The sequence below is a fragment of the Aeromonas sp. MR16 genome (assembly GCF_022549315.1).
GTDB classification, from domain to species: domain Bacteria; phylum Pseudomonadota; class Gammaproteobacteria; order Enterobacterales; family Aeromonadaceae; genus Aeromonas; species Aeromonas aquatica.
The window spans coordinates 236,647-261,581 of record NZ_JAKZFK010000001.1 but is presented as its reverse complement, the minus strand read 5'-3'; the positions used below and the strand labels follow the sequence as shown (position 1 = coordinate 261,581).

Annotated in this window: 22 protein-coding genes; 8 read left to right on the top strand and 14 right to left on the bottom strand. The window is 63.0% G+C overall.

The genetic code is table 11. The annotated features are described in order from the left end of the window. Nucleotides 1–135: 135 nt before the first annotated feature. From tyrR to pspA, 8 genes are all read right to left on the bottom strand, one after another. Nucleotides 136–1,683 (bottom strand): transcriptional regulator TyrR, encoded by a 1,548-nt coding sequence (gene tyrR, locus MM194_RS01060; RefSeq protein WP_033129596.1) that lies wholly within the window; start codon nucleotides 1,681–1,683, stop codon nucleotides 136–138. Between the two features lie 208 nt (nucleotides 1,684–1,891). Then, entirely contained in the window at nucleotides 1,892–2,230 is a 339-nt protein-coding gene (locus MM194_RS01055) for a 4a-hydroxytetrahydrobiopterin dehydratase (RefSeq protein ID WP_033129597.1), read from the bottom strand. Nucleotides 2,231–2,281: 51 nt separating this feature from the next. Further along, nucleotides 2,282–3,103: a phenylalanine 4-monooxygenase gene (phhA, locus tag MM194_RS01050; RefSeq protein ID WP_033129598.1), complete on the bottom strand. Its 822-nt coding sequence runs from the start codon at nucleotides 3,101–3,103 to the stop codon at nucleotides 2,282–2,284. 266 nt (nucleotides 3,104–3,369) lie between these two features. Then, nucleotides 3,370–4,404, bottom strand: a complete 1,035-nt coding sequence (locus MM194_RS01045) for a TIGR01620 family protein (protein ID WP_241342354.1) — start codon at nucleotides 4,402–4,404, stop codon at nucleotides 3,370–3,372. Nucleotides 4,405–4,459: 55 nt separating this feature from the next. Continuing rightward, a complete protein-coding gene (locus MM194_RS01040; protein WP_241342353.1) occupies nucleotides 4,460–5,866 on the bottom strand; it encodes a YcjX family protein in 1,407 nt (468 codons plus the stop codon). A 68-nt stretch (nucleotides 5,867–5,934) separates the two neighbouring features. Then, entirely contained in the window at nucleotides 5,935–6,339 is a 405-nt protein-coding gene (gene pspC, locus MM194_RS01035) for an envelope stress response membrane protein PspC (RefSeq protein ID WP_241342352.1), read from the bottom strand. 94 nt (nucleotides 6,340–6,433) lie between these two features. Continuing rightward, a complete protein-coding gene (gene pspB, locus MM194_RS01030; RefSeq protein ID WP_033129602.1) occupies nucleotides 6,434–6,670 on the bottom strand; it encodes an envelope stress response membrane protein PspB in 237 nt (78 codons plus the stop codon). Between the two features lie 3 nt (nucleotides 6,671–6,673). Continuing rightward, nucleotides 6,674–7,351 (bottom strand): phage shock protein PspA, encoded by a 678-nt coding sequence (gene pspA / locus MM194_RS01025; RefSeq protein ID WP_241342351.1) that lies wholly within the window; start codon nucleotides 7,349–7,351, stop codon nucleotides 6,674–6,676. A 196-nt stretch (nucleotides 7,352–7,547) separates the two neighbouring features. Here pspA and pspF point away from each other — a divergent pair, with 196 nt between their 5' ends. From pspF to MM194_RS00995, 6 genes are all read left to right on the top strand, one after another. After that, nucleotides 7,548–8,597: a phage shock protein operon transcriptional activator gene (pspF, locus tag MM194_RS01020; RefSeq protein ID WP_241342350.1), complete on the top strand. Its 1,050-nt coding sequence runs from the start codon at nucleotides 7,548–7,550 to the stop codon at nucleotides 8,595–8,597. Nucleotides 8,598–8,702: 105 nt separating this feature from the next. After that, nucleotides 8,703–10,295: an ABC transporter substrate-binding protein SapA gene (gene sapA / locus MM194_RS01015; RefSeq protein ID WP_033129605.1), complete on the top strand. Its 1,593-nt coding sequence runs from the start codon at nucleotides 8,703–8,705 to the stop codon at nucleotides 10,293–10,295. Between the two features lie 79 nt (nucleotides 10,296–10,374). Beyond that, a complete protein-coding gene (locus tag MM194_RS01010) occupies nucleotides 10,375–11,334 on the top strand; it encodes an ABC transporter permease subunit (protein ID WP_033129606.1) in 960 nt (319 codons plus the stop codon). A gap of 161 nt (nucleotides 11,335–11,495) precedes the next feature. Next, nucleotides 11,496–12,389, top strand: coding sequence for an ABC transporter permease subunit (locus MM194_RS01005; RefSeq protein ID WP_241342349.1), 894 nt, complete (start codon nucleotides 11,496–11,498; stop codon nucleotides 12,387–12,389). An 82-nt stretch (nucleotides 12,390–12,471) separates the two neighbouring features. Beyond that, the gene (locus MM194_RS01000; RefSeq protein ID WP_033129608.1) at nucleotides 12,472–13,470 is read left to right on the top strand and encodes an oligopeptide/dipeptide ABC transporter ATP-binding protein; all 999 of its coding nucleotides are present in this window, start codon (nucleotides 12,472–12,474) and stop codon (nucleotides 13,468–13,470) included. A 151-nt stretch (nucleotides 13,471–13,621) separates the two neighbouring features. Continuing rightward, nucleotides 13,622–14,407: an ABC transporter ATP-binding protein gene (locus MM194_RS00995; RefSeq protein ID WP_033129639.1), complete on the top strand. Its 786-nt coding sequence runs from the start codon at nucleotides 13,622–13,624 to the stop codon at nucleotides 14,405–14,407. Nucleotides 14,408–14,560: 153 nt separating this feature from the next. Here MM194_RS00995 and miaE read toward each other — a convergent pair whose 3' ends face one another. Then, nucleotides 14,561–15,319 carry a tRNA isopentenyl-2-thiomethyl-A-37 hydroxylase MiaE gene (gene miaE, locus MM194_RS00990; protein WP_241342348.1) on the bottom strand — a complete coding sequence of 253 codons (759 nt, stop codon included), beginning with the start codon at nucleotides 15,317–15,319 and terminating at the stop codon, nucleotides 14,561–14,563. Nucleotides 15,320–15,423: 104 nt separating this feature from the next. Next, nucleotides 15,424–16,437, bottom strand: coding sequence for a LacI family DNA-binding transcriptional regulator (locus MM194_RS00985; RefSeq protein ID WP_277604996.1), 1,014 nt, complete (start codon nucleotides 16,435–16,437; stop codon nucleotides 15,424–15,426). Between the two features lie 250 nt (nucleotides 16,438–16,687). Between MM194_RS00985 and ascF the strand changes: the two genes are divergently transcribed. Both ascF and MM194_RS00975 read left to right on the top strand, forming a co-directional pair. Beyond that, nucleotides 16,688–18,145 (top strand): PTS cellobiose/arbutin/salicin transporter subunit IIBC, encoded by a 1,458-nt coding sequence (gene ascF, locus MM194_RS00980; RefSeq protein WP_033129611.1) that lies wholly within the window; start codon nucleotides 16,688–16,690, stop codon nucleotides 18,143–18,145. A 33-nt stretch (nucleotides 18,146–18,178) separates the two neighbouring features. After that, nucleotides 18,179–19,609 carry a 6-phospho-beta-glucosidase gene (locus tag MM194_RS00975; RefSeq protein WP_033129612.1) on the top strand — a complete coding sequence of 477 codons (1,431 nt, stop codon included), beginning with the start codon at nucleotides 18,179–18,181 and terminating at the stop codon, nucleotides 19,607–19,609. An 80-nt stretch (nucleotides 19,610–19,689) separates the two neighbouring features. Here the strand turns inward: MM194_RS00975 and purF are convergent, their stop codons facing one another. The 4 genes from purF to MM194_RS00955 form a co-directional block, all read right to left on the bottom strand. Next, nucleotides 19,690–21,210: an amidophosphoribosyltransferase gene (purF, locus tag MM194_RS00970; RefSeq protein WP_033129613.1), complete on the bottom strand. Its 1,521-nt coding sequence runs from the start codon at nucleotides 21,208–21,210 to the stop codon at nucleotides 19,690–19,692. An 18-nt stretch (nucleotides 21,211–21,228) separates the two neighbouring features. After that, complete coding sequence (locus tag MM194_RS00965; protein WP_033129614.1) at nucleotides 21,229–21,720, bottom strand: CvpA family protein; 492 nt, start codon at nucleotides 21,718–21,720, stop codon at nucleotides 21,229–21,231. Between the two features lie 187 nt (nucleotides 21,721–21,907). Next, nucleotides 21,908–23,203 carry a serine--tRNA ligase gene (gene serS, locus MM194_RS00960; protein ID WP_033129615.1) on the bottom strand — a complete coding sequence of 432 codons (1,296 nt, stop codon included), beginning with the start codon at nucleotides 23,201–23,203 and terminating at the stop codon, nucleotides 21,908–21,910. 304 nt (nucleotides 23,204–23,507) lie between these two features. Further along, nucleotides 23,508–24,860, bottom strand: a complete 1,353-nt coding sequence (locus MM194_RS00955) for a replication-associated recombination protein A (RefSeq protein WP_241342347.1) — start codon at nucleotides 24,858–24,860, stop codon at nucleotides 23,508–23,510. Nucleotides 24,861–24,935: the final 75 nt, after the last annotated feature.

The following is a 24,935-nucleotide window of genomic DNA, read 5'->3' as shown; positions in this document are numbered from 1 at the left end:
AGAGGAGTCGGCTCGAGCTTATCAGCCCCGAGGCTGGTGCCCATCGGGTCGGGCACCGGTTGCGTCACCCGGTGTCGCAGCAATGGCAAGCACCCGATCCGAGACGGGTGCCATGAAAGATAAGCCGTCATCTGACTACTTCTTGCCGATCCCGTATTCACGCAGCTTGTTGGCGATGGCGGTGTGGGACACGCCGAGTCGCTTGGCCAATTGGCGGGTGGAGGGAAACGCCGGGTAGAGCCGCTCCAGCAGCCGGCTCTCGAAGCGCTTCACCGCCTCATCCAGCCCGCCCTCGAACCACTCGTCGATGAGCGGCATGGCATCCGCCGCCACCGGCAGGTCCACGTGCTCCGGGCCTATTTCGTCCCCTTCCAGCAACGTCATGGCCCGATAGAGGCAGTTGCGCAGCTGGCGTACGTTGCCCGGCCAGCGGTAGGCGGTCAGGTATTCGGCCATGTTGCGGGTGAAGCGCGGGCGCGGGCGCTGCAATTCGCTCGCAAAACGAAACACGAACTGCTGGGCCAGCGCCATGATGTCCGCCTTGCGCTCGCGCAGGGGGGGCAGCGCCAGACTCAGCACGTTGAGGCGGTAATAGAGATCTTCGCGGAACTTGCCCTCGTGCACCAGATCCAGCAACTGCTTCTGGGTGGTGCAGATGAAGCGCACGTTGACCCGCACCTCCTGCTCGTCACCGACCCGGCGGAAGACGCCATCCTGCAGCACCCGCAGGAACTTGGTCTGCAGGTGGGGTGACATGTCGCCGATCTCGTCCAGCATCAGGGTGCCACCGCTCGCCAGCTCCAGCACGCCACGCTTGCCCTCGGTGTTGTTGCCAAAGGCGCCGGGGGCGTAGCCAAACAGCTCGCTCTCGGCCACGTTGTCCGGCATGGCGGCGCAATTGAGCGCCATGAAGGGGTGGCTGGAGCGCAGGCTGGCGCCGTGGCAGGCGCGGGCCAGCAGCTCCTTGCCGGTGCCGGTCTCGCCGACGATGAGCAAGGGGGCATCCTGCATCGCGAGCTTGGCGGCCTGGGCCAGCACCTCCTTCATCTTCTGGCTCTCGGCCTGCAGATGCTCGAAGCCGCCGACTTCCACCGCGTGCAGCGCGCTGAAGTGCATGCCGACCCGGCGGGCGGATTTCAGCACCACCACGGCGCCGGCCAGGGCCTGTTTGCCCTTCTCCTCGGCCACGAACAGCGGCATCAGATCGCCGAGGTACTCCTCGCCGCCGAGGCTGAGCTTGCAGGTCTGCGGCTTGATCTCGCTCGCCTCCAGCCAGCGGGTAAAGGAGAAACCCTTGACCAGGGAACCGAGGGCGACGCCGCGCACCTCTTCCGGCGGCAAGGCAAGCGTGGTGAGGGCGGCCTGGTTGGCCTGGGTCACCCTGCCCTTGCTGTCGAGGGAAAACACCAGATCCGGCAGCGCCTTGAGCAGCGCCTCAATCTCGTGATGCTCCCGCTCGGAGGGCATGTAGGGAATAGTCTTGACGTCGTAGATGCCGGGGATGCGGCGGATCTCCGGCATCAGGTGCTGGAAATCGCGGAACTCCAGCTCGGGGAAGTTGAGGTAGATGATGCCTGAGGTATCGATTTCGATGCCGCGCAGATCGATGTTGTGCTCCACCAGACGGTCGAGCAATTCCCGGGTCAAGCCCAGGCGGTCTTCACAGCTGACTTCAAGACGCATTCGGCACACACTTCCTGGCTAACATTCTGAATAACCGGATGATACAGACTCGATCCCGCCAGTGCGAGGGCTGGCCCATAAAAATGCGGGCCCGTCCCGTTTTCACCGGACAGGCCCGCTTTGTTGTGTGCTGTTGCGGCGAGAAGACGACTTGAGCAGCTCGTCGGTATGGATCCCCATGATGGGACCGTGCCGACGCAGACCACCATTATCTGGGCAGCTCGTCGGTGCGCGCCGCCATGATGAAGTCGTTGCGGTGCAATCCACCGATCTTGTGGGTCCACCAGCTGACGGTCACCTTGCCCCACTCGGTCAGGATCGCCGGGTGATGGAACTCCGCCTCCGCCAGCTCACCGAGCCGGTTGGTGAAGGCGAGCGCCTCCTTGAAGTTGCGAAACGCAAACTCCCGGCGCAGTTGCAGCTCCCCGTTCACCACCAGGGGCTGCCAGTCGGGGATGAGATGCATCAGCTCGGCCAGCTCCTCGTCGCTGACTTTCGGGGCATCGGCACGGCACGCTTCGCACTGTTGGCTTGCCAGTTCGGACATTCGGGACTCCTTTCGTTGATAAATCGTGGGAAACTGGGCGAGGCGCGGCCTTCAGCTCGCCTGCTTGCCCGCATGTTGACTGACACCGGGCACGAAGCGCGGGGCATGCAGGCCGAGGCGGCGGGCCTCCCCCACCATGGCCATGATGTCCTGATCCGCCAGCCGATAGAGCTCATCGAGCTGCGGCAGGACAAAATAGATGGGTTGCATGATGTCGATGCGATAGGGGGTGCGCAGCACCTCTATGGGATCAAACGGCTGCAACACTGGCACGCCTCCGAGGGCATAGGCGGTCTCACCGATGGAAGAGAGAATGCCGCCACCATAGATGCGCAGCCCCTCATTTCCCTCTGCCAGCTCCCCCTGCACCAGGCCAAACTCCACCGTGAACCAGTAGAGGCGCGCCAGATAGACCCTGTCCTCCTTGCTCGCCTTCTGGCCGAGCTGGCCATAGACATGGGTGAAGTGGGCGAACGCCGGGTTGGTCAACATGGCGCAGTGGCCAAACAACTCGTGAAAGATGTCGGGCTCCTGCAGGTAATCGAGCTCGTCCCGGCGCCGGATGAAGGTGGCGACCGGGAACTGGCGGTTGGCCAGCAGCGAGAAGAAGCGATCGAAGGAGATGAGCGCCGGCACCGCCACCACGGACCAGCCGGTGGCGGGTTGCAGCACGGCATTGATCTCACCGAGCTGCGGAATGCGATCCAGGGGCAGGTTGAGGCGCGCCAGCCCCGTCAGGTATTGGTCACAGGCCTTGCCCTCCAGCGCCGCGAGCTGGCGCTCGATCAGGATCTGCCAGGTGCCGTGCTCCTCATCCCGATAGTGGATGACGCCCTGCTCGTCCGCTTGATGTGCTGTGTAGAGGCTTGCCATGATCCCGTTCCATCCCACCCCACTGGGGCGCCTTTGCGTAAGTCTGTTTACGCAGGTCTGTTGGTACAGGCCTGTCTGTAAAGGTCTATGGGATCACTGTAACGGTTTGCCCCCTAAAAAAGCAGCCGACCCCAAGGTCGGCTGCTTGCCATCGATGTAAACAATTTGTGACATGCCGGTTCCCCGGCTCAGGACTTGCTGAGATAGCTCGCCAGTCGGCTGATCAGCCAGTTGACCGCCCCCTCATCATCACCTTTGCAACGGACTTAGGATTTGCTGAGATAGCCCGTTATTTGGCCGATCAACCGCTTGCGCAACTCGCCGAGCTTGGGTTTCTCATCCCCGCACCAGGGCAGCGGGCGGCACGCCTCCATGGTGCGCAGCCCCAGCCTGGCGGTGAGCAGACCGGCCCCCACCCCTTGCGCTGCGCGGGCGGAGAGCTTGGCGGTGAGCTCGGCCCCCAGCAAGTCCATGCCCACTTCGGTGACGAGCTCGGTGGCGCCGGCATAGAGCATGTTGCGAAACACCTGTCGGATCAGCTGAATACGACTCCAGTAGCCGAGTTCGATGGCATAAACATCCGCAATATCTTCGATCATCCGCAGGTTTCGCCACAGCATCAGCATCATGTCGACGGTAGCGAGCGGGCTCAGGGCCACCAGCACGGCGGCCTCCCCCGACCACTTGGCGACCCGTGCCTGGGCGAGCTTGTCGCGCTCGGTCAGCACCAGCTGGCTGTAGAGGGTCAGCACCTCCCGATCGCTGTGGCTCTCGTCGAGCTGAGATAACCAGTGGTTGTACCCCTCCCGCCCCTTGTCACCGCTCCTGGTCGCCAGGGCCTCGCAAAACGCCTGACCCTGCCCCACCCCCTGGCGGGCCAGCAAGTCTTCGGCGCGAGAGCGCACATCCTGGCGTCGCTTGAGGGTGCGCAGCCGCAACCACTCGCGCCCCGCCACCCCGGCCGTGCCCACCAGCACCAGGCCGGAGGCCAGCAGCCAGGCGCCGCCCCAGAGCGGGGACGAGACGAATTGGTCGTAGAGGAAGGCACCAAACTGGCCGAGGGACAGCAGGCCGACCGCCCCCAGCCCCCAACCGAGCAGGCGGTGACGGCGGCGGGGTTTGATGGTCAGGGCGGGCTCCACCTCGGTGAAGTCGTCGAGGGCGTCGAGGCGCTCGAAGCTCGCCTCCTCCAGCCGCTGGGCCGGGGCGGGAGCAGGCTCTTGCGCCGCCACCGGGATCACCGGCTCCAGCACCACCTTGCCTTGCAGCGGCGCCGGGCGTTGTTTTGTCTGATCGTTCATCGTTTATCTTCCTCCGCACCTATCTGTCGGGTTTGCCCGCAGATAGGTCAGCCGATTATTCGAGGTGATCCCCGAGCAGAAACTCCAGCGCCGCATCGAGCCGGATATGGGGCAGCGCCTGATGGGCACTCATGGGCAGCGGGCGAAACGCCTGAAAATCAAAGCCCTGGGTACTCCACCACTGGGCGGGGGGAATATGGGACGGCACCTCCCCCGGGAACAGCAGCAGCGGCTCGCCGCCCAGGCTGGTGCCGCGAATGGCCGGAAACTCCCGGCCGTTGGCGACCCCCTTGCCCACCTCGGTGGCCTTGATGGCGGCGAGCGCCAGGCATTCGGTCTCTATACCCTCGAAGCGCGCCTGGCCGCGGCCGCTGCTCACCAGATGCTGCAGCAGGGAGACCAGAGGGCCGTGCTGCTCCGGGGTCACGTGATCGGCCTTGCTCGCCACGAACAGCAGCTTGTCGATGCGCGGGGCGAACAGCCGGCGCCACCAGTTGCTCTTGCCGTAGGCAAAGCTCTCCATGATGCGGGCGATGGCCTGCTGCATGTCGCCGAAGCTGGCGGCGCCGGCGTTGAGGGGTTGCAGGCAGTCCACCAGCACTATCTGGCGATCGAAGCCGGCGAAGTGCTGCTCGTAGAACCCCTGCACCAGGTGCTGCTTGTACTGCTCGAAGCGCTGTTTGAAGGTGGCATAGAGGCTGCCATCGGCGGGCTCGCCCGTGGGCTTGTCCCACACCCAGGGCACGAATTGCAACAAGGGCGCGCCGGCGTATTCCCCGGGCAACACGAAGCGGCCCGGCTGGATGAGGTGCAGACCGAGTTCACGCTTGCAGGCGTGCAGATAATCGGTGTAGCGCTCGGCCAGCTCGCTGGCGGGCCGCTCCTCGAAGGGCTGTTCGGCCTGCCAGCGCGGCTCGAGCCAGCCGCTTGCGAGCGCCTGCAGCTCGGGGCGACGCAGTTGCTGTTGCACCTGCTCGCTCCACTGCTCGTAGCTGAGTTCGAGCAGCGGCAAGTCCAGCAGCCACTCCCCCGGGTAGTCCACCAGATCCACATAGAGGGTGGAGATCTCCCCCAGGTGCTTGCGCAGTGGATGGCGGGTGCGGTAGCGAATTTCGAGGCGCACCTCGGCCACGCCGCGGGTGGGCTCCGGCCAGGCGGGCGGATCCCCAAACAGGGAATCGAGGCCCCGCTCATAGGCGAAGGTGGGAATGTGGGCATTTTGCTGGGGCACCCGGCGCGCCCCCAGGATCCGCCCCTGACGCTGGGCATCCCACAGGGGCAGCCGGCCGTCGATGGCCGCGTGCTCCAGCTGGTTCACCAGCGCCGTGATGAAGGCAGTCTTGCCGCTGCGGGACAGGCCGGTGACCGCCAGCCGGATATGGCGATCCCGTACCCGGTTCACCACCTCATTGGCCTTGTGCTGCAGCACAGACCACTGCTGTTCGAGCTTGTTGCGTATCAAGGCGTGATCAATCCTCTCTGTTGTCGCACCCCGGCCCTCCCTGGCCCGGGACGCTATGGGTCATCTCATCACAGCTTGCTGAATTCCCGTTGCAAGTTGAACTCCTTGGAGGTCACCAGCTTCTCGATGCGCTGCACTCTGGGTTCGAGCGCATTCAGCTCTTGCGCGATGCGGCCCAGCGCCTGGTGAGGCGTCACCCCCGCCTGCCAGCTGCGCGACTTCATGCGCAGATCGCTGAACTCGGCATCCTTTTCCCCATAGAGGGTGACCGGCTTCTTGTCGAGCAGGAACCAGGCAGCGATATAGGCGGTGAAGGTGATGAAACCGGCGAAGATGAGGCCGGTGATGGCCAGCAGCCGCACTATCCAGATCTCCACCCCGAAGTAGTCGGCGAGGCCGGCGCAGATCCCCGCTATCTTGCCCCGCTGGGGGTCGCGGTAGAGATTGCGACTCGTCTGATTTGACAGCGTCATACCTTGTTCCTCCAGCCAGGGGCCTCGGCATCCGGAATGAAACCCGGTGTACCGACCGGCGCAAACCTCGCATCATGGCAGCCATAGAGAGCACTCATACCTTGTTCCTCCAGCCGGGGACCTCGGCATCCAGAATGGATTCCAGTGCCCCCACTCGCTCCTGCATCTTCTCGGCGCGCACCAGCAGCCCTTCCAGCTGCTGCCGCTCACCGTCGGCGAGACCGACGCCGATCCGCCCCTTGGCTCGATAGTGCAACACCAGCCAGATGGGGGCCACTATCACCATGAAGACGATGAGCGGCGTCGCCAATATGCCAATGATGTCTTCCATTCGTTACTCCCCCTGCTTGGTGGCGTCGCTCTGGCCCAGCTTCTGGCGCATGGCTTCGAGCTCGCGGCTGATCTGATCGTCCACCTCCAGCTCGGCAAACTGCTGGGCCAGGGCCTTGTCGGACTGACCGAGATCGGCGCGGGCCTCCATCTCGTCGATGCGGCGCTCCATGCGCTCGAACTTGCTGACCACGGCCTGGCTGTCGCCACGGGCCACCTGGCTTTGCACATTCAAACGGCTGCTGGCCGCCTCGCTGCGAATGGCCATCGCCTTCTGGCGGGCACGGGCGTCTTCGAGCTTGGCTTCCAGCTGGCGAATTTCGTCACCCAGCTTGTCGATACCGCTGTCCACCGCCTGCTGTTCACGCACCAGCGTCTCGGCCAGCTCGGTCTGTTTCTTCTTCTCGATGAGGGCGGCGCGGGCCAGATCGTCGCGGCCCTTGGTCAGCGCCAGTTCGGCCTTGGCTTGCCACTCGTTCACCCGCTCCTGATGGCGGCTGACCTGGCGGCCAATCTCTTTCTGGTTCGCGAGGAAGCGGGCCAGATTGGAGCGCTCCTTCACCAGCTCGTCTTCCATCTCCTGAATGATCAGGCGCACCATCTTCTGGGGATCTTCTGCCTTGTCGAGCAGGGCCGTCAGATTGGAATTGATGATGTCGGCCAGGCGGGAAAAAATACTCATGACTCTACTCCTGTGATGGGCATTGGGTTGTTTCTCCATTGACAATGGCAACTTGTGTGCCAATCTGGAACGAATTTTAACTCATTGATTTATATGGGCACACTTCATGAGTTTCAAGTCACTCGGAACAACGGGTGATAAAAATCACTAACTTTTGGTAAGATTGACCAGATTTTTCAACGAGCAGGGTGTAAGGATGAGCACAGACACGGAAAGCCTGTTGGGTGAGTCCAACGCGTTTCTCGAGATCATTGAGCAGACCTCGCGGCTGGCACCACTGCGCAAACCCGTGCTGATCATCGGCGAACGAGGGACCGGCAAGGAGCTCATCGCCCACCGCCTACATTATCTCTCGGCCCGCTGGGATCAAAGCTTTGTCACCATCAACTGCGCCACCTTGAGCGAGAGCCTGCTGGAAACCGAGTTGTTCGGCCACGAGGCGGGCGCCTTCACCGGCGCGGCCAAGCGCCATCAGGGCCGGTTCGAGCGCGCCGACGGCGGCACCCTGTTCCTCGACGAGCTGGCCACCACCAGCGCCCGGGTGCAGGAGAAACTGCTGCGGGTCATCGAATATGGCGAGTTCGAGCGGGTGGGCGGCGCCAAGCCGCTCAAGGTGGATGTGCGACTGGTGTGCGCCACCAACGAGGATCTGCCGGCGCTGGCCGAGCGGGGCCAGTTTCGCCACGATCTGCTGGACCGGCTGGCGTTCGACGTCATCACATTGCCCCCCCTGCGGGAGCGGCGGGACGACATCCTGATGCTGGCGGAGCACTTCGCCCACAGCATGACCCGGGAGCTGGGTTATCCGCTGTTTGCCGGATTCTCCCGCAAGGCGACCCAGTTGCTGCTGGATTACCCCTGGCCCGGCAACGTGCGGGAGCTGAAAAACGTGGTGGAGCGCAGCCTCTATCGGCAGGGCAATCCGCAGTTGCCGCTGGCGGAGCTGGTGATCAATCCCTTCGATTCCCCCTGGCGTCCCCGGGCCCGGATCGAGGCCCAGACCACCGGCTCAGCCGGGACGACAGCACCAGGGGAGCACCAGGCCCCCAGCCTGCCGCTGGATCTCAAGAACACGGTAGCTGAGTTCGAAATCAATTTACTCAAGCAAGCGATGCAGCTATCCCAGTATAATCAGCGCAAAGCGGCCGATCTGCTGGCCCTGAGCTACCACCAGTTCAGGGGTATGTTACGTAAATACCAGTTGCTCGAGGGGGATGACAACAATGGCAATGCGGACATTGGCTGACCCCACAGGGATGCCCTGCCCGGCAGGATCTCGCAACGCGCCCGCCCTCCCGCGGGCAACCTTGCATGAACACATTTCGCACCAAGACATGGCTCCACAATGAGAATGCTCACACCACTGCTGCTCGGTCTCCTGGTACTCACCGGCTGTCAGAAACAAGACGATGCGTCAAAGACAGGGCTCATCTACTGCGCCGACGGGGCACCCCAGACCTTCAACCCGCAGCTCGCCAACTCGGGCATGACCCTGGATGCCAGTGCCCGCCCGCTCTACGATCGCCTGCTCGAGGTCAATGCCAATACCCTGAGCCTGGAGGGGGGCCTCGCCACCGCCTGGCGCAGCAGCGAGGACGGGCTGACTTACACCCTCAGCCTGCGCAAGGGGGTCACCTTCCATCGCACGCCCTGGTTCAGCCCCTCTCGTCAGTTCAACGCCGACGACGTGCTGTTTACCTATCATCGCCTGCTGGACGACCATCACCCCTACCACGCCATCTCGGGCGGCGAGTACCCCTATTTTTACAGCATGGGTCTGGCCTCCCTCATCAAGCGGGTCGACAAGCACGGACCCCACGAGGTGGTGTTCGAGCTCAACCGGCCGGATGCCTCCTTCCTCGCGACCCTGGCCAGCGACTACGCCATCGTGCTGTCGGCCGAGTATGGCGAGCAGATGATCAAGGCTGGCACCCCAGAGCTGCTCGACAGTCGTCCCATCGGGACAGGCCCCTTCAGCTTCAAGGAGTACCGTCACAACGAGTTCGTGCGCTACCTGCGCCACCCCGGTTACTGGGGCGGTGAGGCCAAGATTGAGCAGCTGGTCTACGACATCACCCCCAGATCGTCCAAGCGGCTCGCCAAGTTGCTGACCGGCGAGTGCGATGTCATGAGCACCCCCTCCGCCAGCCAGCTATCGGTGATCGACAAGGACTCCCATCTCAACCTGTCGGTGCAGTCGGGCATGAACGTCGCCTTCCTGGCCCTCAATACCCGCAAGGCGCCCTTCAACAAGGTTCAGGTCCGCCAGGCGCTGGCCAGCGCCATCAACGTGCAGAACCTGCTGCAGGCGGTCTATTTCGAAACCGGGCAGCCCGCCACCAGCCTGCTGCCACCGCTCTCCTGGGGCTACAATCCCTCACTGCAGTTACGCAAGCCGGATCTGCCCCTCGCCCGCAAGCTGCTCAAGGAGGTTGGGCTGGAGCAGGGCTTCGAGATGCAGGTACTGGTGCAGCCAGGGGCCCGCCCCTACAATCCGGACGGCCTCAAGACCGCCCAGCTGATGCGCAGCGATCTCGCCAAGATAGGGGTGAAGCTGAAAATCGTGCAGCAGGCCTGGCCCGTCATCGAAACCCGGCTCGCCAAGGGGCAATATGACAGCCTGTTGTCCGGCTGGATCGCCGACAACGCCGACCCGGACAACTTCTTTCGCCAGCTGCTGAGCTGCGCCGCCGTCGAGCGGGGCAACAACTACAGCCGCTGGTGCAGCCCGGCCTTCGATCAGTTGCTGGACGATGCGGTGACGACCCCTCAGCTCGCCTTCCGCCTGCGCAATTACTACTATGCCCAGACCCTGCTCAATGAGCAGTTGCCGCTGATCCCCCTGGCCCATGCCCTGCGCACCCAGGTGAGCCGCAGCGACATCGAGGGACTGACCCTGATGCCCTTTGGGGGCACCACCTTCAACCAGGCCCATCGGGAGTGAGCATGCGGTTTTATATCCATTCCATCGCTGATCTGGGATCTTGCCCGTCATCGGCCAACCAGCGGGCAGAGGCATAACCATGTTCTTCTATATTCTGCGCCGCATCACCCTGCTGATCATCACCCTGCTGGTGCTGACCCTGGCGGCCTATCTGCTGGAGTTTCGTCTCATCGGTCAGGTGCTGGACGTCTGGCACGGCTACCCGGACTTCCTGCGGCGCATCTTCGCCGGGGATTTCGGTCTCTCCAGCGTCTCCGGCCTGCCGGTGCTCGACGAGATCCGCCACTACTTCCCGGCGACCCTGACGCTCTGTCTCGCGGCCTTCGCCATCTCCCTGCTGGTGGGCATTCCGCTCGGCACCCTGGCAGCCCTCTATCAGGGGCGCGGGCTCGATCTCTCCATCATGGCCGCCGGCCTCATCGGCTACGCCGTGCCGGTGTTCTGGCTCGCCTTGCTGATGGTGATGCTGTTCTCGCTGGATCTCGGCTGGTTGCCTGCCTCCGGCCAGATCAGCCTGCTCTACGACGTGCCCTCCATCACCGGCATCGCCATCGTCGATGTGCTGCTCAGCCACGAGCCCTGGCGCGACGCCGCCCTGCACGATGCCCTGCGCCACCTGGTGCTGCCGTCCCTGGTGCTGGCGGTGGTGCCCACCACAGAGGTGATCCGCCACGTGCGCAGCTCCCTCATCGACGTGATGAAGCAGAACTACATCAAGGCCGCGGCGAGCCGGGGCCTCTCCCGTCGCCAGATCGTCTGGCGCCATGGCCTCAAGAATGCCCTGCCGCCGGTGTTGCCGCTGCTCGGCCTGCAGCTTGGCAGCGTGCTCACCTCCGCCATGATCACCGAATTCGTGTTCGACTGGCCCGGCATCGGCCGCTGGCTGGTCAACAGCATAGCGCTGCAGGACTACGCCGCCATCCGGGGCGCCTTCCTGGTGGTGGCCAGCTTCGTGATCTTCACCAGCGTCAGCACCGAGCTGCTCACCACCATCATGTACCCGGCACGGCGTAAAGAACTCTATGCAAAACAAGATTGAACGTGCCCAAGTGATGAGCCTCTGTTACGCAAGTGCCATATTGTCGGCGTCGCGCTGCTCACCTCCGTCATTGTGTATCCGGCACGGCGTAAAGAGCTCTATGCAAAACAAGACTGAACCCGCTTATCCCCTGAACTGGGGCCAGGGCTGGAGCCTGACTCATGCAAGATAAATCGAACATCTACCCGGAGCTCAGGATCCTCTCCCCCCTGGAGCAAACCTGGGCCTCCTACAGGCGCAACCCGCTGGCCATGGCCGGCCTCTGGTGTTTCGTGCTGCTGTTGCTGGTTACCCTGGTCGGCCCCCTCGTCGTCCCCTATGGCATCGACGATCAACACAGCAGCCGTCTGCTGCTGGCCCCCTCCTGGGCCAGCACCGGCAACATCGACTACTTCCTCGGCACCGACGATCTGGGCCGCGACATCCTCTCGCGCCTGGTGGTGGGGGCCCGTCTCACCTTCGGCAACGCCCTGCTGGTGGTGGTAATTGCCCTCGTCGTCGGCTCCACCATCGGCATCCTCGGCGGCATGAGCAAGGGGGTGAAGTCGAGCGTGCTGCATCACCTGCTCGACACCCTGCTCTCCATCCCCTCCCTGCTGCTGGCCATCATAGTGGTCGCCATTCTGGGGCCAGGTCTGTTCAACACCCTGATCGCCATCACGCTCGCGCTCATCCCCCCCTTCATCCGGGCGACCTACAACGCGGTCCACGCCGAGATGCAGAAGGAGTACATCATCGCCAGCCGCCTCGATGGCTCGCCCCCCTGGCGGATCATGCGCCTCGCCATACTGCCGAACATAGTGGAAACCCTGGTGACTCAGACCACCCGGACCCTCTCTGCCGCCATCCTGGATATCTCGGCGGTGGGCTTCCTCGGCCTCGGGGCCCAGTCCCCCCAGCCGGAGTGGGGCGCCATGCTGGCCGATTCGAGCGATCTCATCTATCTGGCTCCCTGGACAGTGACCCTGCCGGGCATGGCCATTTTGTTCAGCGTGCTGGTGACTAACCTGGTGGGTGAAGGGATCCGCGAAGCACTCAAAGAGGGGAACGATTGATGATCTTGTTGCTCTATACCATCAAGGACGGCATCTCCCCGATGCAACACGCCGTGCCACAGCCTCATGAGGAGCGCCACTGATGCCCCTGCTCGATATACGCAACCTCACCATCGAGATCGATACCCCCCAGGGCAAGGTCAAGGCGGTGGACAGGGTCAGTCTGACCCTGAACGAGGGGGAGATCCGCGGCCTGGTAGGAGAATCGGGCTCGGGCAAGAGCCTGGTGGCCAAGGTGATCGTCGGCATCCAGAAGGACAACTGGACGGTGCGCGCCGACCGGATGCGCTTCAACGACATGGACTTGCTGACCATGGCCCCCAAGGAGCGGCGCCGCATCATGGGCCGGGAGATCGCCATGATCTTCCAGGATCCCATCAGCTGTCTCGACCCGTCCGAGGAGATAGGCACCCAGCTGGAGGAGGCCATCCCCACCAGCGCCTTCGTCGGCAAATTCTGGCAGCGCTTCCAGTGGCGCAAGAAGCGGGCCATCGCCCTGCTGCACAGAGTCGGCGTCAAGGATCACCGCAAGGTGATGCGGGCCTATCCCCACGAGCTGTCGGACGGCATGTGCCAGAAGGTGATGATCGCCATGGCGATCGCCAACCAGCCGCGCCTGCTGGTGGCCGACGAGCCCACCAGTGCCATGGAGTCCACCACCCACTCCCAGATCCTGCGGCTGCTGGACAAGATGAACAAGCTGGGCAACACCACCATCCTCATCATCAGCAACGACATCGCCGCCATCGCCAACCTGACCGACACCATCAACATCATGTATTGCGGCCAGATGGTGGAGGTAGGCACCCGGGAGCAGATCCTGACCTCGCCCCATCACCCCTATACGGACGCCCTGCTCAAGTCCATTCCGGACTTTGACAAGCTGGTGCGCCACAAGTCCCGGCTCGAGACCCTGCCCGGGGTGATACCGCCGCTGCAACACCTGCCCATCGGCTGCCGGCTCGGCCCCCGCTGTCCCTATGCCCAGAAGCAATGCGTGCAGACGCCGCTGATGAGCAAGGTCAAGGGACACCAGTTCAGCTGCCACTTCCCGCTGAACATGGAAGAGCCGAAAAAATGATCAAGACCCACCCTCAGTCGATGATCAATGTACAAGGCCAAGGCTCCTCAATTCAGTCGCCACTTTCCGCTGAGTTTGGAGTCGTTAACCACTTGAATATACGATGCTATCCATCCATGGCAGCACACTTCGCTACGAAGGGGCCAATACAGTGATCGAACCCGCTCTGTTACAGGTCAGAGGCCTGTGTAAAACCTACCAGAATCGCACCGGTCTGTTCCGGCGCCAAGCGGTGGAGGCCATCAAGCCCCTGTCGTTCGATCTCGGCGTGGGCCAGACCCTGGCCATCGTCGGCGAGGCGGGTTCCGGCAAAAGCACCCTCGCCCGCATTCTGGCGGGCATGATAGAGCCGAGCGGCGGTGAGATCGCCGTCGAGGGCCAGCGCCTGGTGCACGGTGACTATCAGACCCGCTGCAAGCTGCTGCGGATGATCTTCCAGGATCCCAACACCTCGCTTAACCGCAAGATCCGGGTCGGCCAGATCCTGGAGACGCCCCTGCGCCTCAACACCGAGATGAGCGAAGAAGAGCGCCGCGACAAGGTAGTGCAGACCCTGCGCATGGTGGGCATGCTGGCCGATCACGCGCTCTTCTACCCGCAGATGCTCTCCGCCGGTCAGCAGCAACGGGTGGGGCTGGCACGGGCGCTGATCCTCAACCCCAAGATCGTGGTGGCGGACGAGGCGTTGTCGACCCTGGATATCTCGGTGCGCTCCCAGATCATCAACCTGCTGCTGGAGATGCAGGAGACCATGGGGCTGAGCTATGTGCTGGTGGCCAACGATTTGGGCATCGTCAGCCACATCAGCGACGAGGTACTGGTGATGCACGACGGCCGGGTGGTAGAGCGCGGCAAGACCCTCAAGGTGTTTGCCGATCCCCAGCACGAGGTGACCCGCCGCCTCATTCAGAACTACAACAACGAATACCGCCGCTGATCCCCGGGCCGATGGCTTCGTCGGCCCCTGCTCCCTTTCTGCGCCATAAAAAAAACCCGGCCTGATGTCACATCAGTGGCCGGGGATTGCGCTCAAAAAATGATTGCGTCGCTCGTAGTAGGAACACCGCGATAGTAGGTGGCCCCTGCTGGCTCAACAACTGTCAAATCTGACAGGCAGGCCGCTATGGAACCTGAGCTGTGGATCCGGCGAGCAGATAAGCTCGGCTTCAATCCGGCCAAAATAGGCCACCCGCTCGCTGATATCCTCCCCCGCATATTGCTCCGCCAGTGCCAGGTAGTCCTGGTAGTGGCGCGCCTCCGAGCGCAGCAGGGAGACATAGAAACGGCCAAGCTCCTCGTCCAGGTGCGGCGCCAGTTTGGCGAAACGCTCGCAGGATCGCGCCTCTATATAGGCGCCGATGATCATCTTGTCCACCACGGCGGCCGGCTCATAAGTACGCACATGCTTTAGCAGACTGCGGGCATAGCGGGAGGCGCTGACCGGGCCGTAGGGGATGCCGCGGGCGGCCATGATCTCCAGCACCTGCTCGAAGTGATGCAGCTCCTCCTGGATGAGCCGCACCATGGGGAATAACAGCGGATTGCGCTCCAGTTCGGCAAACACGCTTCGATCCGACTCCCCCATGGTCCGCTTGCCCAGGATCTCGGCCTTCTCGGGGATGGCGTCCAGCTCCCGGTAGAACGCCAGCTTGGGCAGCAGGTGGCGCTTGCCCTTGGGCAGGCAGTAGCGACGCACCAGGCTATGGGCGGTCAGGGCGGCCTTGTTCTCGCAGTTGGCGTGATCGATGAGCAGGGTCGGCAATTGGGCAGGATCCCGCGCCATCTCCACCCAGGCATCCGGGGTCTCACAATGCAGGAACTGGCGAACGGGGGCTAGCAGGTCATCCATCTAACGTCTCATCTCTTGCTATGACAGGCGGCGCACGCGCCGGGGCGCCTATGCTAGCGGATCCCGCCTGTGCTGCCCACCACCTTGAGCGAGGAGCCAGCGCCTCACTCCAGCAGCCGTTTGAGGGAGTCGCGCCGGATCAGCTTGCCGCTGAAGGAGGGCAGCTCACCGGCCTCCCCGGCCTCCACCATGGTGATCAGCCGGCTGATGGTCTCCTGGATCATCTCGGTCACCGGCATCTTGACGCTGGCCAGCGAAGGAATGACGTAGGGGGCCAGGGCGATGTCGTCGAAGCCGACCACAGAGACCTGCTCCGGCACCGACACGCCGGCCTGGTGCAGCTGCTTGATGGCACCGATCGCCATGTCATCGTTGCTGGCCACCAAGGCGCTGAAGCGAGCCCCCCGCCCCAACAGGGTCGAGACCCCGGCCGCGCCGCAGGCGGGGGTCCACTTGCCGTGCGCGATCAATTCGTCGCGCAGCGGGATCTCGTGCCGGACCAAAGCCTGCTTGTAGCCGGCCAGACGCTCGATGCCGGTCGGCGAATCCGCCGAGCCGGTGATGAAGGCGATGTCGGTGTGGCCCATCTCCACCAATTTATCCACCACGGCCGCGGCGGCAGCCTGTTGATCGGAGTAGACGCAATGGCGGTGGTGGCGCCGCAACTTGCGGTTGAGCACCATGATGGGCTGGGAATGCTGCTCGATGATCTCGTCCATCTCCTCGACGCTGAGAAAGCGCGGGTAGATGATGATGCCGTCACAGCGGGAGTCGAGCAGATACTGGATGGCCTGACGCTCCTCCTCGGCGCTGTGCTTGCCATCGGCCAGGATCAGCTGGCGACCGCGATCCTCGGTCATCCGCGCCGCATGGGAGAGCAGCTCGCTGAAATAGACGCCGTGATACAGGGTGTTGGTCACCACCAGCCCCAGGGTCTGGGTATTCTTGGTCGCCAGCTGCCTGGCCAGCAGGTTGGGGCGATAGCCGCTCTCCTCTATGGCTTGGAACACCCGATCCCGGGTCTCCTGACTGGTATAGCCATTGCCCGACAGCACCCGGGAGACAGTTGCCTTCGACACCCCTGCCCGCTTCGCCACCTCCAGCATAGTCGTCATCATCTTCCCCTCTTCTCGACGGGCCGCAGTGTACTGCACGGGACCCGCTTGTGCTAACGAGAATGGGCGCAGGCCCCCCCTTTCAGTGATCCCATTCACGGTTCTGCACAATGGCGGTGCGACCGTCTTGTCTCGCAGAAAGAAACTGAGCACTCTATGTGGAACCGGTTCCACATGTACAGTTTCACACCGTCCATCCGCACGCCACAGGCGGGGCTATGGCTGGTATCTCTTGGTCAAAAGGATAAACCAGATGTCAAAAAACTATGCGGCCCTGGCCAGTGCCGTCGTCAATGCCCTGGGGGGAGCGGACAACATAGTCGCGGTGACCCACTGCATGACGCGCCTGCGCTTCGTCTTGAAGGATTCAAGCCGACTGGACAACCCCGCCCTGAAGGCCACCACCGGGGTGCTGGGTGTGGTGAACAATGACAACCAGTGCCAGGTGATCATCGGCAACATGGTGTCCCACGCCTACCGCGAGGTGCTCGCCCGGCTGCCAGAAGACGCACAGGGCGCACCGCAAGAGGTGAAAGCCGGTTTCAGCCTCAAACGCCTCGGCGCCGGCATCCTCGACGCCCTGATCGGCACCATGTCACCGCTCATTCCGGCGATCATCGGCGGCTCCATGGTCAAGCTGCTGGCCATGGTGCTCAGTATGAGCGGCATGGTGGAGGTCACCTCCCCCAGCTACATCATCCTCAATGCCATCGGCGATGGCGCCTTCTTCTTCCTGCCCCTGATGGTCGCCGCCTCGGCGGCAGTCAAGTTCAAGACCAACATGTCGCTGGCCATCGCCATCGCCGGCGTGCTGGTGCACCCGAGCTTCATCGAGCTGATGGCCAGGGCCGCCCAGGGGGAGCCGGTCAGCTTCGGCTTTATCCCGGTCACCGCGGTGAAATACACCTATACCGTGATCCCGGCCCTGGTGATGACCTGGTGCCTCTCCTACATAGAGCGCTGGGTGGACAGGATCACCCCGGCGGTGACCAAGAACTTCTTGAAACCCATGCTTATCGTGCTGATCGCGGCGCCGCTCGCCATCCTGCTGATCGGCCCCATCGGCATCTGGATCGGCACCGCAATCTCCGGCCTGGTCTACACAGTGCACGATTACCTCGGCTGGCTGTCGGTGGCCATCATGGGGGCCCTGTGGCCGCTGCTGGTGATGACCGGCATGCACCGCGTCTTCACCCCGACCATCATCCAGACCATCGCCGAGACCGGCAAGGAAGGGATGGTGATGCCCTCCGAGATCGGTGCCAACCTCTCCCTCGGCGGCTCCTCCCTGGCGGTGGCCTGGCGCACCAGGAACCCCGAGCTGCGCCAGACCGCGCTCGCCGCGGCGGCTTCCGCCATCATGGCCGGCATCTCCGAGCCCGCGCTCTACGGGGTGGCCCTGCGCCTGAAGCGGCCGCTCATCGCCAGCCTTATCAGCGGCTTCATCTGCGGCGCCGTGGCTGGCATGGCCGGGCTTGCCAGCCACTCCATGGCGGCACCGGGCCTCTTTACCAGCGTCCAGTTCTTCGATCCGGCCAACCCCATGAGCATCGCCTGGGTGTTCGGAGTCATGGCGCTCTCAGTGGTGCTCTCCTTCATCCTGACCCTGCTGATGGGCTTTGAAGACATTCCGGTGCAGGAGGAGCACCCCGAGGCCGCATCCGATGAGGCAGTGCCGACGCTGCAGGTCAAGGCTGCCGCCAGCCTGTGAATTCGCATCATCCGACATGACAAGAGGTAACAGATGTCGTTAGCAAGATTTCCCCGAGACTTCCTCTGGGGCGGCGCCCTGGCCGCCAACCAGGCGGAGGGGGGCTACCGCGAGGGGGGCAAGGGCCTGACCACGGTCGACATGATCCCCCACGGTGCCAACCGGATGGCGGTGAAACTCGGCCAGGAACCGCGCTTCACCCTGCGGGACGACGAGTATTATCCGAGCCACGACGCCATCGATTTTTATCACCGTTACAAAGAAGACATCGCCCTGATGGCCGAGATGGGCTTCACGGTGTTTCGCACCTCCATCGCCTGGAGCCGGCTCTATCCCAGGGGGGACGAGGCCGAACCCAATCCCGAGGGCATCGCCTTCTACCGGGCCCTGTTCGAGGAGTGCAAGAAACATGGCATCGAGCCGCTGGTGACCCTGTGCCACTTCGACGTGCCCATGCACCTGGTGGTGGAGTATGGCTCCTGGCGCAACCGCAAGATGGTGGCGTTCTTCACCCGCTACGCGCGCACCTGCTTCGAGCAATTCGACGGGCTGGTGAAGTACTGGCTCACCTTCAACGAGATCAACATCCTGCTGCACAGCCCCTTCTCCGGGGCCGGGCTGGTGTTTGAAGCGGGTGAAGATCAGGAGCAGGTGAAGTATCAGGCGGCCCACCACGAGCTCATCGCCAGCGCCCTGGCGACCCGAATTGCCCACGAGGTGAACCCGCACAACCAGGTCGGCTGCATGCTGGCGGGGGGCAATTTCTACCCCTACTCCTGCAAGCCGGACGATGTGTGGGCTGCGCTCCAAAAGGAGCGGGAGAACCTGCTGTTCATCGACGTGCAGGCTCGCGGCGCCTACCCGGCCTATGCCGCCAGCCTGTTTCGCGAGAAGGGGGTGACCCTGATCAAGGAGCCGGGGGATGACGAGGTCCTCAAACACACCGTCGATTTCGTCTCCTTCAGCTACTACGCCTCCCGCTGTGCTTCCGCCGACATGAACGCGGGCAACACCAGCGCCGCCAACGTGGTCAAGTCCCTGCGCAACCCCCATATCAAGGTGAGCGAATGGGGCTGGGGCATAGACCCGCTCGGCCTGCGCATCACCATGAATACCCTCTATGACCGCTATCAGAAGCCGCTGTTTCTGGTGGAGAACGGCCTGGGCGCCGTCGATGAGGTCAATGAGCAGGGCGAGATCGAGGACGATTACCGCATCGGTTATCTGCGCGAGCACATCAGCGCCATGGGGGACGCCATCGATGACGGGGTGCCACTCTTGGGCTACACCAGCTGGGGCTGCATCGATCTGGTGGCCGCCTCCACCGGAGAGATGAGCAAGCGCTACGGCTTCGTCTATGTGGACAGGAACGATGCCGGCAAGGGCACCCTGGCGCGCAGGCGCAAGAAGTCGTTCTGGTGGTACAAGAAGGTGATCGCCAGCCATGGGGAAGATCTGGCGTGAGATGAAGCACAGAGTACCGAGACAACGATGGGGGCCAAGGCCCCCATTTTCATTTCCGGTCCAGACCAACTGGAAAACGTTTAACTGCCTTCGTTAAAAATTTCCAGGTTGCTGGTGCCTTCCTGCCACTCGCGCACGGCCTTGTTGTCGTCGCTGCGCATGGCGTTGAGGTGGTCCAGATAGCCCTGATCCACATCCGCGGTGACGTAGTGGCCGTTGAACACCGAGGTCTCGAAGTGGCGCAGCTCGGGGTTGATCTCTCGCACCGCCTCTTCCAGATCTTCCAGATCCTGGAAAATCAGGCCATCGGCACCGATCAGCTTGCACACCTCTTCCACTTCCCGGCCATGGGCGATCAGCTCGTTGGCGGTGGGCATGTCGATGCCGTAGACGTTGGGGAAGCGGATCTCGGGGGCGGCGGAGGCGAAGTAGACCTTGGCCGCACCGGCTTCCCGCGCCATCTGGATGATCTGCTCGGAGGTGGTGCCACGGACGATGGAGTCATCCACCAGCAGCACCTTCTTGCCCTTGAACTCGGAGCCGATGGCGTTGAGCTTGCGGCGTACCGACTTCTTGCGCTGGGTCTGGCCCGGCATGATGAAGGTACGGCCGATGTAGCGGTTCTTCACGAAGCCCTGACGGTACGGCAAGTCCAGGGTGTGGGCTATCTCCAGCGCGACGTCGCAGGAGGTCTCGGGGATGGGGATGACCACATCGATGTCGAGATCTTCCCACTCGCGGGCGATCTTCTTGCCCAGCTTGCGACCCATGTTGAGGCGGGCGGCATAGACGGAGACCTTGTCGATGCACGAATCGGGACGGGCGAAGTAGACGTATTCGAAGATGCAGGGGCTCATCTGCGGGTGCTCCGCACACTGCTCGGAGAACAGCTGACCCTGCTCTGTGATGTAGATGGCTTCGCCTGGGGCGACGTCACGCACCGTCTCGAAACCAATGGCGTCGAGCGCCACGCTCTCGGAGGCGAGCATGTACTCCACCTGGCCCTGCTCGTCGGCGCGGCGACCCAGGATCAAGGGACGTATGCCGTTGGGATCACGGAAACCGATGAGGCCGTGGCCTATCACCAGGGTGACCACGGCGTAGGCGCCGCGGATCTGCTGATGGGTCTTGCGCACCGCAGAGAAGATATCCTCCGGGCGCAGTTCCATCTTGTCGCAGAGATCCAGCTCGTGGGCCAGCACATTCAGCAGCACTTCCGAGTCGGAGGTGGTGTTGATGTGGCGGCGGGCCACCTTGAACTGCTGCTCCTTGAGCGCCTTGGCGTTGGTGAGGTTGCCGTTGTGGGCCAGCACCATGCCGTAGGGAGAGTTCACGTAAAAAGGTTGGGCTTCTGCGGCACTGGAGCTGCCTGCGGTGGGATAACGGACATGTCCTATGCCGATATTCCCTTGCAGCCGCTGCATGTGGCGCACTTCAAACACATCCTTCACCAGGCCGTTAGCCTTGCGTTGCCGGAAGTTTCCACTGTCAATGGTCACGATCCCGGCGGCATCCTGTCCCCTGTGCTGCAACACCGTCAAGGCGTCGTAGAGGGCCTGATTGACGGGGGTGGTGCCAACTATACCGACAATACCGCACATGTCTTTGCTACCTCGAAGTCACTGTACCTGTTGGAGAAAACTCGATGAGTTCAACATGAACCCGAAAAACCACTGGATCACCGGCTTGAACTCCGGCACCAGCTTGGACGCCAGCCACCAGTCACTCTGGGAGAGACCGGTGAAGGTGTCCATAAAAAACAGCAGGGCACTGACGATCAGCACCCCGCGGATGGCGCCAAAGCAGACGCCGAGCACCCTGTCCGTGCCGGACAGGCCAGTCTTGTCCACCAGGAGCCCCACCACATAGTTCACCACGCTGCCGAGGATCAGGGTCGCCACGAACAGGGCGGCGATGGCCAGGCCGTTGCGCACGAGATCGTCTGAGAACGAGGTGAAGTAGATGGCGAGATCGGGATAGAAATGGCTGGCAATGAAGAAGGCGACGAACCAGGTGACGAGGGACATGGCTTCCTTGAGAAAGCCGCGCACCAGGCTGATGAGAGCGGAGAAACCGACGATGCCGATGATGGCGTAATCAATCCAGACCATAGAAAAAGATGTCCTGCGAAATTGCGGCGCAGTCTAACAAAAACGATTGCGCAATGCTTGATAAAATTGTGTTAACGGCTCAAGGGGGAGCCGATGGAGACGGCTTTTATCCCGTTCAAACGGTTGAGCGGCGCCTGAATGCACAACGCCATGGCATGGCCATGGCGTTGTCGTTACCAGCGCGGGCTTAGCCGATGTGGCTCAGGCCGCCCATGTAGGACTGCAGCGCCGCCGGTATGGCGATGCGGCCGTCTTCCTGCTGATAGTTCTCGATCACCGCCACCAGGGTGCGACCCACTGCCAGACCGGAGCCGTTCAGGGTGTGCAGCAGCTGGGGCTTGCCATCGATGCGCACCCGGGCCTGCATGCGGCGGGCCTGGAAGTCGGTGCAGTTGGAGACGGAGGAGATCTCGCGGTAGGTGTTCTGAGCCGGCAGCCAGACTTCCAGATCGTAGGTCTTGGCGGCGCAGAAGCCCATGTCGCCGGTGGCCAGCGCCATTACGCGATACGGCAGCTCCAGCAGTTGCAGCACCTTCTCGGCGTGACCGGCCATCTCTTCCAGCGCGTCCCAGGATTTCTCCGGGTGCACCAGCTGCACCATCTCGACCTTGTCGAACTGGTGCATGCGGATCAGACCCCGGGTGTCACGGCCATAAGAACCGGCTTCGGAACGGAAGCAGGGGCTGTGGGCCGTCATCTTGATGGGCAGTTCCTGCTCGTCGAAGATCTCGTCGCGGGCCATGTTGGTGAGCGGCACTTCGGAGGTCGGGATCAGGGAGAACTTGCGCAGCTTGCCCTCTTCTTCCCCTTCACCCTCGATCCCCGTGTTGAACAGGTCTTCGGAGAACTTCGGCAGCTGACCGGTGCCGTACAGGCTGTCCGGGTTCACCAGGTAGGGCACGTAGCACTCGGTGTAGCCGTGCTGCAGGGTGTGCAGGTCCAGCATGAACTGCGCCAGGGCGCGGTGCAGGCGGGCAATCTGCCCCTTCATCACCACGAAGCGGGCACCGGCGAGCTTGACGCCGTTCTTGAAGTCCACGCCCTTGGCCGCTTCACCGAGATCGATGTGATCCCGTACCGGGAAGTCAAACACGCGCGGGGTGCCCCAGCGGCGCACTTCCACGTTGTCGTTCTCGTCGCGGCCCACCGGGGTGGTCTCGCTCGGCAGGTTGGGGATGGCGTCGGAGATGGCCTTGATCTCGGTCAGCAGGGACTCGAGTTCGACCTTGCTGGTCTCCAGCTCGTCGTTGATCTTGGTCACCTCGGCCTTGAGCGGGGCAACATCTTCACCACGACGGGCCGCCTCACCGATGGACTTGGAGCGGGCGTTGCGCTCGGCCTGCAGCTCCTGGGTGCGGGACTGCAGATCCTTGCGTTTCTCTTCCAGAGCGTTGACAGCCGCTACGTCCAAAACGTAGCCACGTGTCGCCAGACGAGCGGCAGCCTCGGCGATATCGCTGCGCAGATATTTGGGATCCAGCATGGTTTACCTACTTTTTTTAATGGGATCTGGCCTGGGTTATCCGCCCTGGCGAGAAAACAGATCCGGAAGTTAACATCGGTTGGCGCACCCCTGTCGTCTTTGAGTATCGGGCCGTGAACATCCGGCCTTCAAAATCAAGAAGATGGCACCAGGCCAAGACAAACGGGGTCAGAGGGGCAGTGTAGCAGACCGCCCCCCTGCCCGAACAGGGCGTATTGCTGTCGTTTTTACCAAGTTTGGGGGGGCAGGCAGGCCAAACTTCGGCGATCCGATCGATTGGGATGCCAATGTTCAAATCGGAAACCTATTTGTCTCTTTTGCGCGGGCTCTGGCGGTCGAGATCGCGCAGGTAATCGAGCTTCTGGCCGATCTGCTTCTCCAGGCCCCGCTCCGTTGGCTGGTAGTAGTGCTTGCCAGCGAGCTCGGGGGGGAAGTACTCCTCGCCGGCGGCATAGGCGCCGGGTTCGTCGTGGGCATAGCGGTATTCGGCGCCGTAGCCGAGCTCGCTCATCAGCTTGGTCGGCGCGTTGCGCAGGTGCGGTGGCACCTCGAAGTCCGGCAGGTTTTTGGCGTCATGGAGCGCCGCCTTCCAGGCGGTGTAGACCGCGTTGCTCTTGGGGGCGCAGGCGAGGTAGACGATGGCCTGGGCGATGGCCCGCTCCCCCTCCGCCGGGCCGATGCGATGGAAACAGTCCCAGGCCGACAACGCCACCTGCATGGCGCGGGGATCGGCGTTGCCCACGTCTTCCGAGGCGATGGCCAGCAGCCGGCGGGCAATATAGAGGGGATCGCAGCCGGCGCTCACCATGCGGGCATACCAATAGAGGGCCGCATCCGGCGCCGAGCCGCGAATGGACTTGTGCACCGCCGAGATGAGGTCGTAGAAGTGATCGCCGCCCTTGTCGAAGCGTGCCACGTGCTCCCCCACCACGGCGGCGAGCAGGGTACTGTCGATGACTCGCTCCTCTCGTCCATCAGGGCCGGCCCCACTGCTCTCGGCCATGTCGGCCAGGAGCTCCAGATAGTTGAGGGACTTGCGCCCGTCGCCGTCCACTGCCTTGGCCAGCGCCTCCTTTACCCCGGGGGCGAAGGCCAACGTCGGATCATTGAGGCCGCGCGGATCGGTCAGGGCCTGATCGATCATGGCGAGGATGTCCTCCTCCTCCAGCCTTTTGAGCAGGTAGACCCGGGCGCGGGAGAGCAGCGCGTTGTTGAGCTCGAACGAGGGGTTTTCGGTGGTGGCGCCGATGAAGGTGATGGTGCCGTCTTCGATGTGGGGCAGGAACACATCCTGCTGACTCTTGTTGAAGCGGTGCACCTCGTCCACGAACAGGATGGTGCGCACCCCGCGCCAGCTGTTCTCCTTCGCCTTGTCGATGGCGGCGCGGATCTCCTTGATGCCGGAGGTGACCGCGGAGAGGCGCTCCACCTCGGCCTGGCAGTAGTGCGCCATCAATTCGGCCAGGGTGGTCTTGCCGGTACCGGGGGGCCCCCACAGGATCATGGAGTGGCAATGGCCCGCCAGTATGGCTTTGCGCAGAGGCTTGTCGGCCCCCAGGATATGCTGCTGACCTATGTACTGGTCGAGATTTTGCGGCCGCATCCGGGCCGCCAGCGGGCGGAAGTCAGACGAAAAATCCAGCGACAGGTTGCTCATCAGCCTCGGTCATCCAGCTTGGGGCGGGCCGCCAACATGCGACAGCCCGACAAGAAATCCAGGGATGAGCAGCAC